Origin of the sequence: Saccharopolyspora cebuensis (assembly GCF_039542665.1) — a bacterium.
Lineage (GTDB): Bacteria > Actinomycetota > Actinomycetes > Mycobacteriales > Pseudonocardiaceae > Saccharopolyspora > Saccharopolyspora cebuensis.
In genome coordinates this window covers 202593-217914 of sequence record NZ_BAABII010000010.1, presented here as the reverse complement: position 1 = coordinate 217914, position 15322 = coordinate 202593, and the positions used below count along the sequence as shown (strand labels likewise).

Here is a 15322-nt window from a genome sequence, read left to right as displayed (position 1 = left end):
CCTCTCGCACGTCGGTGATGCGGACGCTCACGGCGCGGTGGTGGCCGGTTCCCCCGCGCCGTTGAGCGCTGCCAGCAGCCGTGCGGTCTCCCGGGTGATCGCCTCGCGCCCCGCGCCGAGGTAGCGGCGGGGGTCGACGCCGTCGGGGTGGTCGGCCAGGGATCGCCGCACCGCTGCGGTGAATTCCTCGTTGAGCCGGGTGGCGATGTTGATCTTCGTCAGCCCGGCCCGCACCGCCGTGCGCAGGTCGGCGTCGGCGACGCCGGAGGACCCGTGCAGCACCAGCGGGACGTCCAGGGCGGCGCGCAACCGTTCGACCAGGCCGAAGTCCAGGTCCGCGTCGCGGGTGCGCATGGCGTGGGAGGTGCCCACCGCCACGGCGAGGGCGTCGACCCCGGTGTCGCGCACGAACTCCGCCGCCTCGGCGGGATCCGTGCGCGCCCCCGGCGCGTGCACCCCGTCCTTGCCACCGATCCGGCCGAGTTCGGCTTCCACCCAGACCCCGTTGTCGTGGCAGTACCGCGCCGTCCGCGCGGTCGCCCGCACGTTGTCGCGGTGCTCCAGCGCGGAGGCGTCGAACATGACCGAGGGGAAGCCGAGCGCGACCGCCCGCGCCACCAGCTCGAAGGTCTCCGCGTGGTCGAGGTGCACCCCGACCGGGGTGCGCGCCGCCCCGGCGGCGGCCAGCATCGCGGCCCCGAGCGGTTCCAGGGCGCCGTGGTAGCGCACCGCGTTGTGGCTCACCTGCAGCACGACCGGCTGGTCCAGCTCTTCGGCGGCGGCGACGATGGCGGTGGCGTGCTCCAGCTGGATCACGTTGAACGCCGGGCAGCACCGCCCCGCGGCACGCGCCTCGGCGACGAGCTCACCCGTGGGAACCAGTGCCATGCGACTCCTCCTGTCCCGCCAGGGCGCGCACCCGCGCCGCGCCGCGTTCGCGGTGGTAGTGCTGTTCATCGAGGTCACCGGCGACGGGAGCGGCCACCGCGGCGGCGGAGGCGGCAACCGCCTCGCGCAGCCGGTCCGGCCACGGCGCCCGGGTGACGAGCCCGCCCGCGAGGGCCGCGACGACGGCATCCCCCGCCCCGGTCGGATTGCCGGACACCTGCCGGGACGGCTCGGCGCGCCAGCTCCCCGCGTCCGTCACGGCCAGCAGCCCCGCGCCGCCCAGGGAGACCACCGCGCTACCGGCACCGAGGTCCCGGAGCACCCGCGCGCCTTCGCGCGGACCCACCGCGCCGGTGAGCTCGGCGAGCTCCTCGGCGTTCGGCTTGACGACGTCGGGCCGGGCGGCCACGCCTCGGCGCAGCGCGGCACCGGAGGTGTCCAGCACGGTCGGCACGCCGCGGGCGCCGACCCTCGCGATGAGCCGCGCGTACCCGTCGTCGGCGACGCCGGGGGGCAGGCTGCCCGCGAAGACCACCGCCGCGGACCGGCCGCCCACCCGGCGCACGACCTCGCCCAGCTCGGCCCATTCCCGGTCGGCGACGCCCGGCCCCGGTTCGTTGATCAGCGTGGCCTGCCCGTCGTCGGACACCAGCGCCACCGTGCGGCGCGATTCCCCGCCGATCTCCACGAGCTCGTGGGGCAGCCCGGCCGCGTCGAGGTCCGCCCGGATCGCCTCGCCGGTGGCACCGCCGACCAGCCCGACGACCCGGGTCTCGTACCCGAGCCGCCGCAGCACGCGGGCCACGTTGACGCCCTTGCCGCCCGCCCGCTGGCGCACCGACCGAGCGCGGTGGACGCGGTCCGGCGTCAGCCGGTCGAGGCGGTAGGTCACGTCCAGGGCGAGGTTCGCCGTCACCGTGGTGATCACGAGAGCACCTCCCCACCTCGCCGGGCTCGTCCTAGGGTTCTTTTCGGAATGCGGCGGAGCCGCATGCGGTGCGGCCGTCAACTTGCACCGCCGCCCGTGCTCGGACGTGACCGCTCAGCGGTCTTCTCGCGAGGACAGCCGTGACGCCGTGTACGTCGTCGGTACATCAGGAGCGGCTCCCGGAGCGAGAAGGCCGCTGAGGTTCCGCCACCCGCACCGCCACGCAGGTCTTTCTGAAAGCAGTCCCTAGGCGGTCTCCAGCACGACCGAGCGGTTCAGGTGGCGCGGCCGGTCCGGGTCCAGCCCGCGGTGGACGGCGAGGGCGACGGCGAACCGCTGCACGGCCACGAGATCGGCCATCGGGTCCGCCGCGTGGTCGACGAACGTCGCGCCGGTGGCCCGCACCTCCTCGGCCAGCCCGTCCGGCGGGCCGCCGAACATCCAGGTGGCCCGGCCGGGTTGGGCGATGCTGATGGGGCCGTGCCGGTACTCCAGCGCGGGGTAGGACTCCGTCCACCCGTTGGCGGCCTCGCGGACCTTCAGGGCCGCCTCGTGCGCGATCCCCACGGTCCACCCGCTGCCGAGGAAGCTGATCTGCTCGGTGGCGAGCAGGGCCGCGTCCGCCGGTTCGGCGAGGACCGCCTCGGCCTGCTCGACCACCTCGGTGAGATCGGCACCGAGGTGCGCGCGCAGCAGCGCCAGCGCGGTCGTGGCGAAGCGGGTCTGGACGACGGAGCGCTCGTCGCAGAAGGAGAGGTCGACGACGTGCCCGGCCCGCCCGGCGACCGCCTCCGGCACTCCGGTGAGGACGGTGGTCGCCGCGCGGTCCCGGACCTCGTCGAGGGCCCGCAGGACCTCGGTCGTCCGGCCGGAGCGGGTGATCGCGACGACGCGGTCGTAGTCGCGGGTGCGCGGGAGCTCGGAGGCGGTGAACGCGTCGGTCACCCCGGCGCCGGAACCCTCCCGCAGGGCCGCGTAGGACTGCGCCATGAACCAGGAGGTCCCGCAGCCGATCACGGCGACGCGCTCCCCGGACCGCGGCAGGCCGCCCGGGGCGGTCGCCGCCATCCGCGCGGCACGCCGCCAGCACTCCGGTTGGCTGGCGATCTCCAGCTGAGCGAACGATTCCGCCATCTCGCGTCCTCCCTGCGCCGGGACCGGCTGAGGTCCCGCGATCGAGGGCCTCGGGACGGAGATCACGTTAAGGTGATCGAAGATGCACTGTCAATGCGCTTTTCGCGCATCTTCGATCAACGCGGTTTCGCCGAGTGCGCGCAGCGGCGGTCAGACGACCTGGACCTGCGCTCCCTCGCTCCGGAAGGCGCTCACCAGCTCCTCGTCGGCGCCCTCGTTGGTGATCAGCGCGTCCACCCGGCTGCACGGGCAGATCTGCGCGAACGCCCGCCTGCCGAGCTTCGAGCTGTCGGCGACGACGGCGACCCGGGTGGCGCGGGAGGTCATCAGCCGGTTGATGCTGGCCTCGCCCTCGTGGTGCGCGTAGGCCCCGGAGGCCGGATCGATCGCGTCGACGCCGAGGAACAGCAGGTCGAGCGCGATCTCGTCGAGGATGCGGGTGCCCAGCGGGCCGGTCAGCTCGAACGACTGCTGGCGCGCCACGCCGCCGGTCACCACGATCTTGACGTGCGGGCGGATGATCAGCTCGTTGGCGATGTTGAGCGCGTTGGTCACCACCGTCAGCGACGGGTGCTCCCCGCGTTCGGCCAGGTCCGTGCGGGTGGCGATGGCCCGCGCGACCTCGGTCGTCGTCGTGCCGCCGTTGAGGCCGACGACCATGCCGGGCCGGACCAGCGCCGCGGCCGCCGCGCTGATCCGCTGCTTCTCGGGGGCGTGCCGCGCGCTCTTGTGGCGCAGCGGCAGGTCGTAGGTGACGTTGGAGGCCACCGCCCCGCCGCGGGTCCGCGCCACGAGCTGCTGCCCGGCGAGCTGGTCCAGGTCCCGCCGGATGGTCGCCGCCGAGACGCCCAGCTCCGCCGCCATCTCGTCGACATCGATCCGTTCGCGCTGGCCCACGATGTCGAGCAGCGTGCTGAGCCGCTCGTGTCGATTCACCTCGGGTCGCCCCTTCCACTAGCCGGTCCGCGCGAGCGCGGCGGACCGCCCGGGGGCGATTCCCGCGAGACGATCGCCGGGAGATCGCCACCGCCGAATACCTCTGTTCGGACGATAGCAATCGCGGATGCGGCTGTGTGAAAGTGATCGGAACCACGAACTTTCGATCAGGATCGTTCAGGAGGTTTGCATGTCCGAGGGCGAGACCGACCACGGCGCGCTTTCCCGCCGAGCACTGCTGCGCACCAGCGCGGCGACCGCCGCCGGACTGGGGATCTCCGGCCTCCCCGGACAGGCGGCCGCCGCCACCCGCGAGGACGTCCCCGCGCGCCAGGGCGAGTCGATGATGGGCGTGCCCTTCGAGGCCCGCGACGAGGTGCGGATGGGCATCATCGGCCTCGGCAACCGGGGCAGCGCCATGCTCGCGCAGATCCTGGCCGTGCCGGGGGTCCGGGTCACCGCGCTGTGCGATGTGGACGCGGCCGCGGTGCGGCGCGCGGCCAGGACCGTCACCGACCACGGCGACCCCGAGCCGGCGCAGCACACCCGGGGCGAGAACGACTTCGAGAACCTGTGCGCCCGCGACGACGTCGACTTCGTCTACGTCGTCACCCCCTGGGAATGGCACGTCCCGATGGCCGTGGCGGCCATGCGCGGCGGCAAGCACGTGGGCGTGGAATGCCCGATCGCGCCGTCGGTCGCCGACCTGTGGGAGCTCGTCGACACCTCCGAACGGACCCGCAGGCACTGCATCCAGCTGGAGAACTGCTGCTACGGCCGCAACGAGATGCGGGTGCTGCGCCTGGCCCACGAGGGCAGGTTCGGCACCCTGCTGCACGGCGCCGGCGCCTACATCCACGACCTCCGGAAGGAGCTGTTCTCCGACAGCTACTACGCGGGCGAGTGGCGCCGCGCCTGGCACACGAAGGTCAACGGCGACCTCTACCCCACCCACGGCCTCGGCCCCGTCGCCTCCTACCTGGACATCAACCGCGGCGACCGCCTGGTCAGCATCAGCTCGCTCGGCTCACCCGCGGCGAGCCTCGCCGAGTACCGGGAGCGCCACGTCCCCGCGGGCGACCCGGCGTGGCGGGAGGACTACGTCAAGGGCGACGTGACCATGAGCCTGATCCGGACCGAGCTGGGCCGGATCATCCACCTGGTGCACGACGTCTCCAGCCCGCACCCCTACAGCAGGCTCAACCACCTCGCGGGCAGCAAGGGCGTGTTCGAGGACTACCCGCCGCGCATCTACCTGGAACCGGAGATGAGCGATCACGCCTGGGGCGACTTCGCCGATTACGCCTCCTACGACCACTGGTTGTGGAAGGAGGTCGACCCGGGCCCCGGCGGCCACGGCGGCATGGACTACATGATGGTCTACCGCTTGGCGCAGACCATGCAGCTCGGCCTGCCCCCGGACATCGACGTCTACGACTCGGCCGCCTGGAGCGCCCCGTTCGCCCTGAGCGCCGCCTCGATCAGCGCGGGCGGCACGGCCGTGCCGTTCCCGGACTTCACCCGCGGCGACTGGACCACCCCGCACCCCGGCGTCGACTCCCCGGACCCGACGCCCTGACGCACCGCCCGGCCGGCGGTCCAGGGCCGAGCGGCACCCGCGAACCCCACGGCGGGTGGCGGGTCCGGCGTCGACGACGGGTCAGCCGCCGCGGTCGGGCGTCCAGTAGCGGGTGAGCACCCGCAGCACCACCGACACCTCGAAGGCGGTGACCCCGACGTGCCGGCCGAGGTCGTCGGTGAGGAACCTGGCGAGGTCGTCGTCGTGCTGGAACACCCCTTGGTGGATCACCGACGACGTGCCCGCCACCGTGGTCACGTAGCGGGCGGAGGGATGCGTCGCGAGCGCGGTCGCGGTGTCGCGCATCGTGCTCGCCGAGGTGGCGAGCGAGACCACCGCCTCCAGCGGGTAGCCGAGCAACGCCGGTTCGATCTCGACCCGCGGCTGCACCAGCCCGCGGTCCAGCAGCGACTGCGTCAGCCGGTAGGCGGTGGACGCGCTCTTGCCCAGCTCCCGGGCGACATCGGCCGCGCTCGCCCGGCCGTCGCGCTGCAGCACGCCGGCGACCTCCCGCTCCTCCTCCCCGAACGGGACCGGGGCGGCGGGCAGCGGGCCGTGGCGGTGCTCGAAGAGCTGCCGTTCCCGCTGGGCGCCGAGCCGTTCGATCCGCCAGGAGGACCCCGAGGCGAACCGGTGCAGCCCGGGCTCCGAGTGGGTGCCGACGATGCCGGGGATCGACGGCAGCGTTCTGGTCAGCAGGTCGGCCGCGTCGGCGCGGCGGGTCGGGTGCAGGATGCAGAACACGTCGGCGCGTCCCGTGGTGGTGGCGACGAACTGCGCCTCGTCGAGCTCCGCGACCGCGGCGGCCACCTGGTTCGTGCTGCCGGGCGCGGTCGAGATCCAGACGTGGTGCGGCGTCGCACCACCGAGCCACCACGGCACCTGCCCGACGATCCGGACCCCGTGCCGTTCGCGCAGCCGCGCCATCCGCCTGCTGACCGTCCCCGTGGACACCCCGAGGGCCGCGGCGAGCACCTGCATGCTCGCGCGCGGGGCGATCTGCAGCGCGGCCACCAGGTCCAGGTCACCGCCCCCGAGGGCGTCAGCGGACATGCCCCGTTTCTACCACGTGACCATTTTTGAACGATTCCAGCCATCTGATCCGCGACTGTTGACAGATTCACGTTATGGGGAGAGCGTTTCCGGTCACAGTCACTCGAGGAGATCGGAGCTGCCCGATGGCCCCATCCCTGCTCGTCCGCAACGCACACGTGCTCGACGTGGAAGCGGGCGTCTACCGGCGTGCCGACCTGCTGTGCCGCGACGGCCGGGTGGCCGAGGTCGACGATCGGATCACCACCTCCGCCGACGTACCCGTGCTCGACGCCCGCGGGGCGGCCGTCCTGCCCGGCCTCATCGACTGCCACGTCCACGTGTTCGCCTTCAGCGCGGACCTCGGCGAGGTCGCCGACGCCCCGCCCACCTACGCCACGGCGGGCGCCATCCGCGCCATGGGCGCGATGCTCGACCGCGGCTTCACCACCGTCCGCGACACCGGCGGCGCCGACTTCGGCCTGGCCCGGGCGCGCGAGCGCGGCCTGATCCGCGGGCCGCGCCTGATCCACGGCGGCAAGGCCCTGAGCCAGACCGGCGGGCACGGGGACAAGCGGTCCATCGAGGAGCACCACCTCGACGACCACCCGTGCTGCTCCGGAACGGGCCGGGTCGTGGACGGCGCGGACGAGATGCGCAAGGCGGTCCGGGAAGAGCTCCGCCGCGGCGCCCACCACATCAAGCTGCACGCCTCCGGCGGCGTCTCGTCCCTGGGCGACCGCATCGGTTCCACCCAGTACTCCGCGGACGAGCTGCGCGCCGCGGTCGAGGAAGCCGAAGCCGCCGGACGCTACGTCACCGTGCACGCCTACCCGCCGCACGCCATCAACCGGGCGCTCGAAGCCGGTGTGCGCTGCGTGGAGCACGGCAACCTGCTCGACGAGCGCACCATCGAACTGCTGCTGGAGCGCGACGCCTTCCTGGTGCCGACCCTGGTGACGTACCACGCGCTGCAGGAGGAAGGCCGCGAGCACGGCCTGCCGCAGGCGAGCTGGGAGAAGGTCGCCGAGGTGCTCGACGGCGGGCTCGGGGCCCTGGAACGCGCCGCCCGCGCCGGCGTGCGCCTCGCCTACGGCTCGGACCTGCTCGGCGGGATGCAGCGCAAGCAGAACGAGGAGTTCCGCATCCGCGCCGAGGTGCAGAGCCCGCTGGAGGTCCTCCGCGCGGCCACCACGAACGCGGCCCAGCTCGTCGGCATGGCGGGCGAGATCGGCACGCTCGCGCCGGGGGCGCACGGCGACCTGATCGTCGTCGACGGCGACCCGCTCGACGACGTCGCGGTGCTCGCCGATCCCGCCAACATCCGCGCGGTCGTGCAGGGTGGTCAGGTCGTCCGGGAGACGACGTGACCGACACCGGCGTCCTCCTCGCGATCTGCGCGTACGTGCTGGTGATGGTCGGCATCGGGGCCTGGGCCGCGCGCAAGATCAAGAACAACCACGACTTCATGCTCGCCGGGCAGCGGATCGGCAGGCTGGTGCTCACGGGCACGCTGCTCGCGACGTGGACGGGCGCCGGCACGATCATGGGCCGGGCGAGCTTCTCCTACACCTACGGCCCGTTCGCGAGCATCTTCTACAGCCTCGGCGCGCCGCTGGGCATCCTGATCATGTACCTGTTCCTGGCCAAGCGCATCCGGATGCACAGCAAGTACACCGTTCCGGAGATCATGCAGGAGCGCTACGGGTCCTCGGTGCGCGTCGTGACAGCGGTCGCGATCCTGCTGGCCTACACGGCGATCATGTCCGAGCAGGTCCGCGGCCTCGGCTACATCCTGCACCTGACCACCGGGGTCTCCGAGGACGCCGCGAAGGTCATCGGCCTGGTCGTCATCGTGTTCCTCGCCTTCGCGGGCGGGCTGATCTCCGTGGCCTACACCGATGCGATCAGCGCGCTGCTCATCACCGTCGGGCTGGCCGGCGGGTTCCTCTTCGTGCTCGTGCACGTGGGCGGGTTCGGCGGGCTCGTCGACTCGCTCCCGGCCGAAAACACGACGTGGACGGGCGGGTTGAGCCCGATCCAGCTCGCCGGCTACGTCCTGCCGACCCTGCTGCTGATCCTCGGCGACCAGAACATGTACCAGCGGTTCAGCGCCGCGAGCAGCCCGGAGGTCGCGAAGCGCTCGACGCTCGGCTTCCTGTTCGGCGACGTGTTCTTCTACGGCGCGATCATCGTGCTCGCCTCCAGCGCGACCGTGCTGCTGCCCGCCGTCCAGCCCGACACGGCGGTGCTGCGGCTGGCGACCGACTCGTTGCCGGGCGTGCTGGGCGGGCTGCTGCTCATGTCGGCCACGGCGTTCATCATCACGACCGGCAACTCCTACCTGTTGTCGTCGGCGGGGAACCTGGTGCACGACATCTACCGCTCGTTCTCGCGCAAGGAGGACAACTCGCGCGGTGAACTGCTGCTGACCCGGGTCGCGATCGTCGTGCTCGGAGTCGGGGCGTTCGCGGTCGGCGAGCTGTTCCCCGGCGTGCTGGAGATCCAGGTGTTCTCGTACACGATGTACGGCGCCGTCGTGACCCCGTCGCTGCTGGCGACGTTCCTGTGGAAGCGCGCGACGGCGGCGGGCTGCATCGCCTCCATGGTCACCGGGATCACCGCGACGCTGGTGTGGGAGTTCGCCCTCGACAAGCCGCACGACTGGAACAGCGTGCTCGTCGCGCTGCCGCTGTCCGTGCTCGCGCTCGTCCTCGGCAGCCTGGCGACCCCGTCGCGCAGGCCCGGGCCGGTCGCGAGCCCGTCGGTCGGGGAGCGGGAGCAGTAGCCCGGGACGAGTGCCGCTGCCACCGGCGGCGGCACTCCCCGAGCTACCCGGGGGCGCGCCGCCTCACGAGCGGGCGGCGTGGCGGGCGGCGAGGTAGCCGAACGTCAGACCGGCACCGACCTGGCAACCCGCCCCCGGGTACTCCGAGGCCATGATCGAGTGGGCGTCGTTGCCGCAGGCGTACAGCCCGGCGACCGGTACGCCACGATCGTCCAGCACCCGGGCGTCCGGGTCGGTGCGCAGGCCCAGCGCGGTGGCCAGGGGTGTCGGGACCACGGCCATCGCGTAGAAGGGGGCCGTCCCGATCGGGCCGAGGTTGACGTTCGGGGTGTGGGCCGGATCGCCGTACTGGTGCCCGAACGGGCTCCGGCCCCTTCCCGAACTCCTCGTCGACGCCGGTGCGGGCGTCGTGGTTGGTGCGCGCCAGGCCGTCGGGATCGACCCCGATGGCCTGGGCGAGCTGGCGGATCGTGCGGCCGGTGCGCAGGTAGCCCGCGTCGACGTGACAGCGGGCGTAGCCCTCCAGCCCGGCTCAGATGGTGAGCAGGCGGGTGATGCGTGCGGCGGCCTCTGCGAGCTTCGCGCCGAGCTGGGTGATGTCGAGCTCGTCCTTGCGGAACCGAGGGATGGTGACGGTCACCGAGCCCGCGATGCCCGCGCCGTCGAAGAAGGGTGCTGCGATTCCGAAGGCGTCGGGAATCCGTTCTCCGTCGGCTTCGGCCCAGCCGCGATCGCGAACGAGGGTGAGGTCGCGTTCGAGTTGGTCCCGGTGCGTAGGGGTGCGCGGGGTGATGGGGTCGAGTGGCTGCTTCTCGATCAGCTCGCGGTCGCAGTGCGCGAGGATCGCCTTCCCGGCGGCACCGGCGTGCAGGGGGATCGGCGATCCCGCGCCGAGCCCGTAGTGGACGGGATTGGGACCGGGCACGACGGTGGTCATGACCGCGGTCGTGGTGGAACGGTCGAACACCGTGAGGGCTGTGGTTTCGCCGGTGGCTGCGGCGAGCTGGGCGAGGTCGTCGGTGAGGAGAACCGGCAGCGGTGGCTGCGGCCCGAGCGCGGCGGCCCAGCGCAGCAGCAGCGGACCGGCAGCCAGGTCGCCGCTGTCGCCGGTGGTCCTGGCGATGCCCGACGCTTCTGCCGTCGTGCGGAGGCGGGTGACGGTGGGGGCGCTGGCTCCGATGAGGGACACGAGCTCGCGCCCCGGAGGCACCCCATCGGGCTGGTCGGCGAGAACGGCGAGCAGGCGCTCGAAGCGGCCGAGGGCGGTGGTGTCGGCTTCGGCCGACGTCCGAGGAGCTGCGGGGAAGGGCTGCTCGGTCGGGTCGACCGGCCGGAGTCGACCGAGTGCTGCGGCAGCGTCGCGCACGAGCGGCCCGATCCGGGTGAGTTCGTCGTCAGAGGTGCTGTAGCGGGGGCGCGTGGCCGACACCGCCGCCTTCTCCCCGGTCACGGCGGCAAATGGTGCGGCGACTCCCGCGGCGAGCGGGATGTGCTGGCCGACGCTGGTGACGTACCCCGCCTGTTCGGCACCGGCGAGCTCTGTGGCGAGCCGCTCCCGGTCGACGATGGTGTCCTCGCCGAAGCGCTCCAGCTCGACGTCGTCGAGGACGTCGAGGCCGATGGTGGCCAGCAGTGCTTTGCCCGCGGCTCCGGCGTGCAGCGGGAGGACCATGCCCGGGATGAGCTGGTAGCGGACCGGCCCCTCGTGTTCGTGCAGGACGGCCAGGAAGCCCGTGCTCGGCCACGGTCCTTGCATGACGACCATGATGGTGGCGTCGCACCGGGCGGCGAGGTCGGCGATCACGGTGGCCGCCTGGCTGAGGATCGGGTGTCGTGCGTGGAGGCGTCCGGCGAGGACGCGGAGGCGCGGGCCCGCCCGGTAGGTGGCGGTGGAGCCGACCTCGGCCAAGCGGCGCTCGACCAAGCCCTGCAGGATGCGGTTGACCGTGCTGCGGTTCTCCCCGATGACCCCGGCGAGCTCGCGGACGCCCCACCCGTGCGGTGGTGGCTGGGTGATCAGGGCGTCGAGGACGCGCACGATGCGATCGTTGCCAGCGACGGGACCTGCTGCCCGGTGGCCGTCGTCGACCGTCATTCCACCTCGATTCCGCCGACCGTTGTCCCGGTTCGTGCACGCAGCATCGTAGTCGTGCCCTTTCCCGCCCCCGGTGGTGCTGCGCGCGGCGGTCGTCGGACGCCCCTTGACAGCCGGTGGGGCCACCTCGACACTCTAACAAACAACTGAGACACTGTCCCATTTTTTTCAGCAATGGAGCTGTCATGGCGATGACCGGCACCGGAGACGAGGCGACCTCCGTCGCCACCCGGGAGCGAAAAGCGAAGAAGGCCACGGCGGCCGCGGTGTTCGGCACGTTCGTCGAGTACTACGACTTCAGCGTCTACGGGTACGTGGCCGCCACGCTGGCTACGGTCTTCTTCCCCGGCGAGGACCCGATCCTCGGGCTGCTGAGCACGCTGCTGGTCTTCGGCTCGGCGTTCCTGGTCCGCCCGTTGGGCGCGATCTACTTCGGCCGCCTCGGCGACAAGGTCGGACGCCGCAAGAGCTTGATCGCCTGCATCACCTGCATGGGCTTGGCCGCCGGATTGACGGGGCTGCTGCCCGGATACGCCCAGATCGGCATCTGGGCGCCGATCCTGCTCATCGTGCTGCGCCTGTTGCAGGGCTTCTCCACCGGCGGGGAGATCGGCGGCGCCGCCGCCTACATCCGCGAGTGGGCCCCTGAGCGGCGCCGCTCGCTCTACGTCTCCTTCGTCCCCAGCATCGGCAACTTCGGCAAGGCGCTCGCCGCCGGTGTGACCGCCCTCGTGGCGTCCGCGGTGTCCGCCGAGGTAATGCTCGACTGGGGTTGGCGAGTCCCGTTCCTGCTGGCGATCCCCCTGGGGGTGCTGGTCCTGGTGGCACGCCTGAAAGTGGAGGACAGCCCCGAGTACGTCGAGAACAGCGCGAAGCGGCAGGACGATGACCACCGCCCGGTCAGGGAGCTGTTCGCCAACCACCGGGCGCCACTGGCCAAGGTCGTCGCGATCGCCCTCGTGCAGAACATCGGCACCTACGTCGGGACCGTCTTCGTCGCGGTCTACTTCAGCGACATCCTGCACTTCTCCGGGGCCGCAGCTTCGACGATCGTCCTGGTGGCGGTGCTCCTCGCGGCGCTGCTCATCCCGGCCGCCGGACAGGTCGGCGCCCGCGTCGGCGGCAAGCGCCTGTTGATGTGGTCCTACTTCGCCTACATCGTGATCGTCGTCCCGTCCTTCATGCTGATGGGCCTGGGATCGGTCGGGCTGGCCATGCTCGGGCTCGCGCTGAGCATGATCCCCTACGCGCTCTGCCAAGCCGGTACCTACACGACCATTCCCGAGTTCTTCCCCGTGCAGGTCCGCCACACCGGTGTCGCCTTCGGCCACAGCGTCGGCGCGGTCATCGGCGGCGGTGGCGCGCCCTACCTGGCGACCTGGCTGATCGATACCACGGGCAACACCCTCGTTCCCGCCTTCGTGCTGGTCCTCGCCGGCGTCCTGGGCCTGGCGGTGTCGATGACGGTGCGGCGCACCCCCGCGAATGTCACCCACCTCTACCGATAGCGAGCAGCACCGTGCCGACGATCTACATCTCCGATCCCGTTCACGACTCCGTGGTCGCCGATTTGTGCGCCGACCACACCGTTCACCTCGGTTACGGCCCAGACGTGGTCGACTACGCCGATATCTGCTCCGAGGTCGACGCCGTGCTGCTGCGCGCCGAGGACTTCGGTCGCGACAAGATCGGGGCCTCCCCCCGATTGCAGATCATCGCCCGGCACGGGGTGGGCACCAACAACGTCGACCTCGACGCGGCCCGGGAGCACGGCATCTGGGTCACCACCACCCCGGGCGGCAACAGCCGCGCCGTCGCCGAGCACGTCTTCGCCCTGGCTCTGGCCTTGGCCCGCAACGTCACCGTCGCCTCCCGCCGCACCAGGGAGGGGCTCTGGACCGACGGCAAGGCCGGTCTGACCGGGATCGAGCTGCACGGCCGCACCCTCGGACTGCTCGGGTTCGGCAACATCGGTCGGCTGGTCGCCGGTATGGGCCGCGCGTTCGGCATGGACCTGCTGGTCACCGACCCCGCAGCCGACGACAGCACCATCACCGAATTTGGCGGGCACCTGGTCGAACTCGACGAGCTGGTCGCCGGATCCGACGTGCTGAGCCTGCACCTCCCGCTGACCCCCGCCACCCGGCACATCATCGGCGCCGCACAGCTCGCGCGAATGCGACCCGGCGCGATCCTGGTCAACACTTCGCGCGGCGGGCTGATCGACGAGGCGGCGTTGCTCGACGCGCTGCGCTCCGGTCGCCTCGGTGGCGCGGGTCTCGACGTCCTCGAGGCGGAGGGTGTCGACATGCGGGATCCGCTCGCGCACAACCACCTGCCTGTGACCGCGTTCGACAACCTCGTCGTCACCCCGCACATCGGTGGCCAGACCGAGGAAGCCCTCCACCAGGTCGGCCACGCCGCCGCCACCTGCATCCGCCGAGCCCTGGCCGGCGGCACACCCGACAACGCAGTCGTCGTGCCCGCCCGAGCCGCTGTCTGACCGCACCAGGAGACCCCCGTGTTCATCAACGCCTCCACCGACACCATCACCGTCGAGCAGCCCGCCGCGCGTGTTGACGCCGCCGTACTCGATCGCCTAGGGAAGGCGCCCGCCGCCAACGTCGGCGACGTCTTCCACCGCATGCTCGTGCTCGACGGCGGAATCCGGGCCTATTCAGACCGGACCACCATGGTCGGCACCGCCCTTCCGGTGCACACCCGGGCCGGGGACAACCTCGCCATCCACCGGGCCCTGGATGAGGCGCAGCCCGGAGATGTCCTCGTCATCAACGGCCAAGCCGATCTCACCCGCGCCATCATCGGCGACCTCATCGGCGAAATCATGGTCAACCGGGGCGTGCTCGGTGCGATCGTCGACGGCGCGGTCCGCGACGTCGCAGCCCTCTCCGCGCAGGGCATGGTGATCTTCGCCCGCGCCGTCACCCCCGCCGGCCCGTTCAAGAACGGGCCGGGAACGGTCGGCGCACCCGTGGCGGTCGGCGGCGTGGTCGTCTCCCCCGGAGACGTCATCGTCGCCGACGCGGACGGGGTAGCCGTGGTACCCGCCGCCAAGGCCGAGTGGGCCGCCGACCGCGCCGAACACGTCATCCAGTTCGAGGAGCAGCTACGCCAACGGATCATCGCCGAGCGCGGGACCCGTTGAGCAGCCCTCCACTTCGTCGTGCTCGCACCACTTCGCTCGCACAGGTCCCGGCCGCCCTCGTCGAGAAGGGAGTAGTACGCCAGCTCCGCTCGGGACAACCGGGCAACCGGCCGTAGGCCCCGGCCTGCTCACCGACAAGAACCGGGAACTCCGATGCCCGGGACGCCCGGCCGCCCTGCCGATCACCGCAGCGGGAGCTGCGCGCCTCGCTGGTCCGCCGGCCGCGAGCCGATGATGCGCCGGTCGGCTTCGCCGATCGGGACGTCGTTGATGCTGGACTCGCGGCGGCTCATCAGCCCGTCCTCGGTGAACTCCCACAGCTCGTTGCCGTAGCTGCGCCACCACTGCCCCGCGGCGTCGTGGCACTCGTACTGGTAGCGCACCGCCATCCGGTTGCCCCGGAATGCCCACAGCTCCTTGCGCAGGGCGTACTCCAGCTCGCGGGTCCACTTCTCCCGCAGGAACGCGACGATCTCCTCGCGGCCGGTGAGGAACCGGTCCCGGTTGCGCCAGACCGAATCCTCGGTGTAGGCCAGCGCGATCCGCTCGGGGTCGCGGGTGTTCCACGCGTCCTCGGCCGCCTGCACCTTCTCCAGTGCGGACTGCTCGTCGAACGGTGGGAGCGGAGGACGTGCTGCCATGGCGGACTCCTCTCCTCGGACACCGAGAACGGTCGCGCTCGGTGCTGTCGACCACCGTAGAGAACGACCGGACGGCGCGGATGTGGGCGGCTGCCGTGCCGCCGGAGCCGTCACCCGACGTCACCACGGCGCGCT

Annotated in this window: 14 protein-coding genes; 6 read left to right on the top strand and 8 right to left on the bottom strand. The window is 72.0% G+C overall.

Annotated elements, in window-relative coordinates; genetic code table 11:
• Nucleotides 1–27 precede the first annotated feature (27 nt).
• From ABD976_RS15485 to ABD976_RS15470, 4 genes are all read right to left on the bottom strand, one after another.
• Entirely contained in the window at nucleotides 28–888 is an 861-nt protein-coding gene (locus ABD976_RS15485; RefSeq protein WP_345363626.1) for a class II fructose-bisphosphate aldolase, read from the bottom strand.
• On the bottom strand, nucleotides 866–1816 hold the full coding sequence (locus ABD976_RS15480) for a 1-phosphofructokinase family hexose kinase (RefSeq protein WP_345363624.1): 951 nt from the start codon (nucleotides 1814–1816) through the stop codon (nucleotides 866–868). The genes ABD976_RS15485 and ABD976_RS15480 overlap by 23 nt, the downstream gene beginning before the upstream one ends.
• Before the next feature lie 246 nt (nucleotides 1817–2062).
• Nucleotides 2063–2950, bottom strand: coding sequence for an SIS domain-containing protein (locus ABD976_RS15475; protein WP_345363622.1), 888 nt, complete (start codon nucleotides 2948–2950; stop codon nucleotides 2063–2065).
• Nucleotides 2951–3100: 150 nt separating this feature from the next.
• A complete protein-coding gene (locus ABD976_RS15470) occupies nucleotides 3101–3886 on the bottom strand; it encodes a DeoR/GlpR family DNA-binding transcription regulator (protein ID WP_345363620.1) in 786 nt (261 codons plus the stop codon).
• A 190-nt stretch (nucleotides 3887–4076) separates the two neighbouring features.
• Here ABD976_RS15470 and ABD976_RS15465 point away from each other — a divergent pair, with 190 nt between their 5' ends.
• Complete coding sequence (locus tag ABD976_RS15465) at nucleotides 4077–5465, top strand: Gfo/Idh/MocA family protein (protein WP_345363618.1); 1389 nt, start codon at nucleotides 4077–4079, stop codon at nucleotides 5463–5465.
• Nucleotides 5466–5546: 81 nt separating this feature from the next.
• Here the strand turns inward: ABD976_RS15465 and ABD976_RS15460 are convergent, their stop codons facing one another.
• Nucleotides 5547–6518: an Lrp/AsnC family transcriptional regulator gene (locus ABD976_RS15460; RefSeq protein ID WP_345363616.1), complete on the bottom strand. Its 972-nt coding sequence runs from the start codon at nucleotides 6516–6518 to the stop codon at nucleotides 5547–5549.
• 125 nt (nucleotides 6519–6643) lie between these two features.
• On the opposite strand from ABD976_RS15460, the gene ABD976_RS15455 reads away from it, so the two are divergent.
• Entirely contained in the window at nucleotides 6644–7867 is a 1224-nt protein-coding gene (locus ABD976_RS15455; protein ID WP_345363614.1) for a metal-dependent hydrolase family protein, read from the top strand.
• Complete coding sequence (locus ABD976_RS15450; RefSeq protein ID WP_345363612.1) at nucleotides 7864–9285, top strand: sodium:solute symporter family protein; 1422 nt, start codon at nucleotides 7864–7866, stop codon at nucleotides 9283–9285. Before ABD976_RS15455 ends, ABD976_RS15450 begins: the two co-directional genes overlap by 4 nt.
• 63 nt (nucleotides 9286–9348) lie before the next feature.
• Here ABD976_RS15450 and ABD976_RS15445 read toward each other — a convergent pair whose 3' ends face one another.
• Nucleotides 9349–9723 carry an FAD-binding protein gene (locus ABD976_RS15445; RefSeq protein WP_345364267.1) on the bottom strand — a complete coding sequence of 125 codons (375 nt, stop codon included), beginning with the start codon at nucleotides 9721–9723 and terminating at the stop codon, nucleotides 9349–9351.
• A gap of 94 nt (nucleotides 9724–9817) precedes the next feature.
• A complete protein-coding gene (locus ABD976_RS15440) occupies nucleotides 9818–11323 on the bottom strand; it encodes an IclR family transcriptional regulator domain-containing protein (RefSeq protein WP_345363610.1) in 1506 nt (501 codons plus the stop codon).
• A gap of 248 nt (nucleotides 11324–11571) precedes the next feature.
• Here ABD976_RS15440 and ABD976_RS15435 point away from each other — a divergent pair, with 248 nt between their 5' ends.
• From ABD976_RS15435 to ABD976_RS15425, 3 genes are read left to right on the top strand one after another with little or no spacing between them, the layout of a single operon-like run.
• Nucleotides 11572–12888, top strand: coding sequence for an MFS transporter (locus tag ABD976_RS15435; protein WP_345363608.1), 1317 nt, complete (start codon nucleotides 11572–11574; stop codon nucleotides 12886–12888).
• Between the two features lie 11 nt (nucleotides 12889–12899).
• Nucleotides 12900–13883 (top strand): hydroxyacid dehydrogenase, encoded by a 984-nt coding sequence (locus ABD976_RS15430; protein ID WP_345363606.1) that lies wholly within the window; start codon nucleotides 12900–12902, stop codon nucleotides 13881–13883.
• 18 nt (nucleotides 13884–13901) lie between these two features.
• On the top strand, nucleotides 13902–14546 hold the full coding sequence (locus tag ABD976_RS15425; protein WP_345363604.1) for an RraA family protein: 645 nt from the start codon (nucleotides 13902–13904) through the stop codon (nucleotides 14544–14546).
• 182 nt (nucleotides 14547–14728) lie between these two features.
• Here ABD976_RS15425 and ABD976_RS15420 read toward each other — a convergent pair whose 3' ends face one another.
• Nucleotides 14729–15187: a nuclear transport factor 2 family protein gene (locus ABD976_RS15420; protein ID WP_345363602.1), complete on the bottom strand. Its 459-nt coding sequence runs from the start codon at nucleotides 15185–15187 to the stop codon at nucleotides 14729–14731.
• Between the last annotated feature and the right edge of the window lie 135 nt (nucleotides 15188–15322).

Bases quoted from the DNA above. Each gene is read 5' to 3' on its own strand.
- ABD976_RS15455 (WP_345363614.1), top strand. From the start codon at position 6,644: ATGGCCCCATCCCTGCTCGTCCGCAACGCACACGTGCTCGACGTGGAA.
- ABD976_RS15485 (WP_345363626.1), bottom strand. From the start codon at position 888: ATGGCACTGGTTCCCACGGGTGAGCTCGTCGCCGAGGCGCGTGCCGCG.
- ABD976_RS15475 (WP_345363622.1), bottom strand. From the start codon at position 2,950: ATGGCGGAATCGTTCGCTCAGCTGGAGATCGCCAGCCAACCGGAGTGC.
- ABD976_RS15465 (WP_345363618.1), top strand. From the start codon at position 4,077: ATGTCCGAGGGCGAGACCGACCACGGCGCGCTTTCCCGCCGAGCACTG.
- ABD976_RS15435 (WP_345363608.1), top strand. From the start codon at position 11,572: ATGACCGGCACCGGAGACGAGGCGACCTCCGTCGCCACCCGGGAGCGA.
- ABD976_RS15460 (WP_345363616.1), bottom strand. From the start codon at position 6,518: ATGTCCGCTGACGCCCTCGGGGGCGGTGACCTGGACCTGGTGGCCGCG.
- ABD976_RS15420 (WP_345363602.1), bottom strand. From the start codon at position 15,187: ATGGCAGCACGTCCTCCGCTCCCACCGTTCGACGAGCAGTCCGCACTG.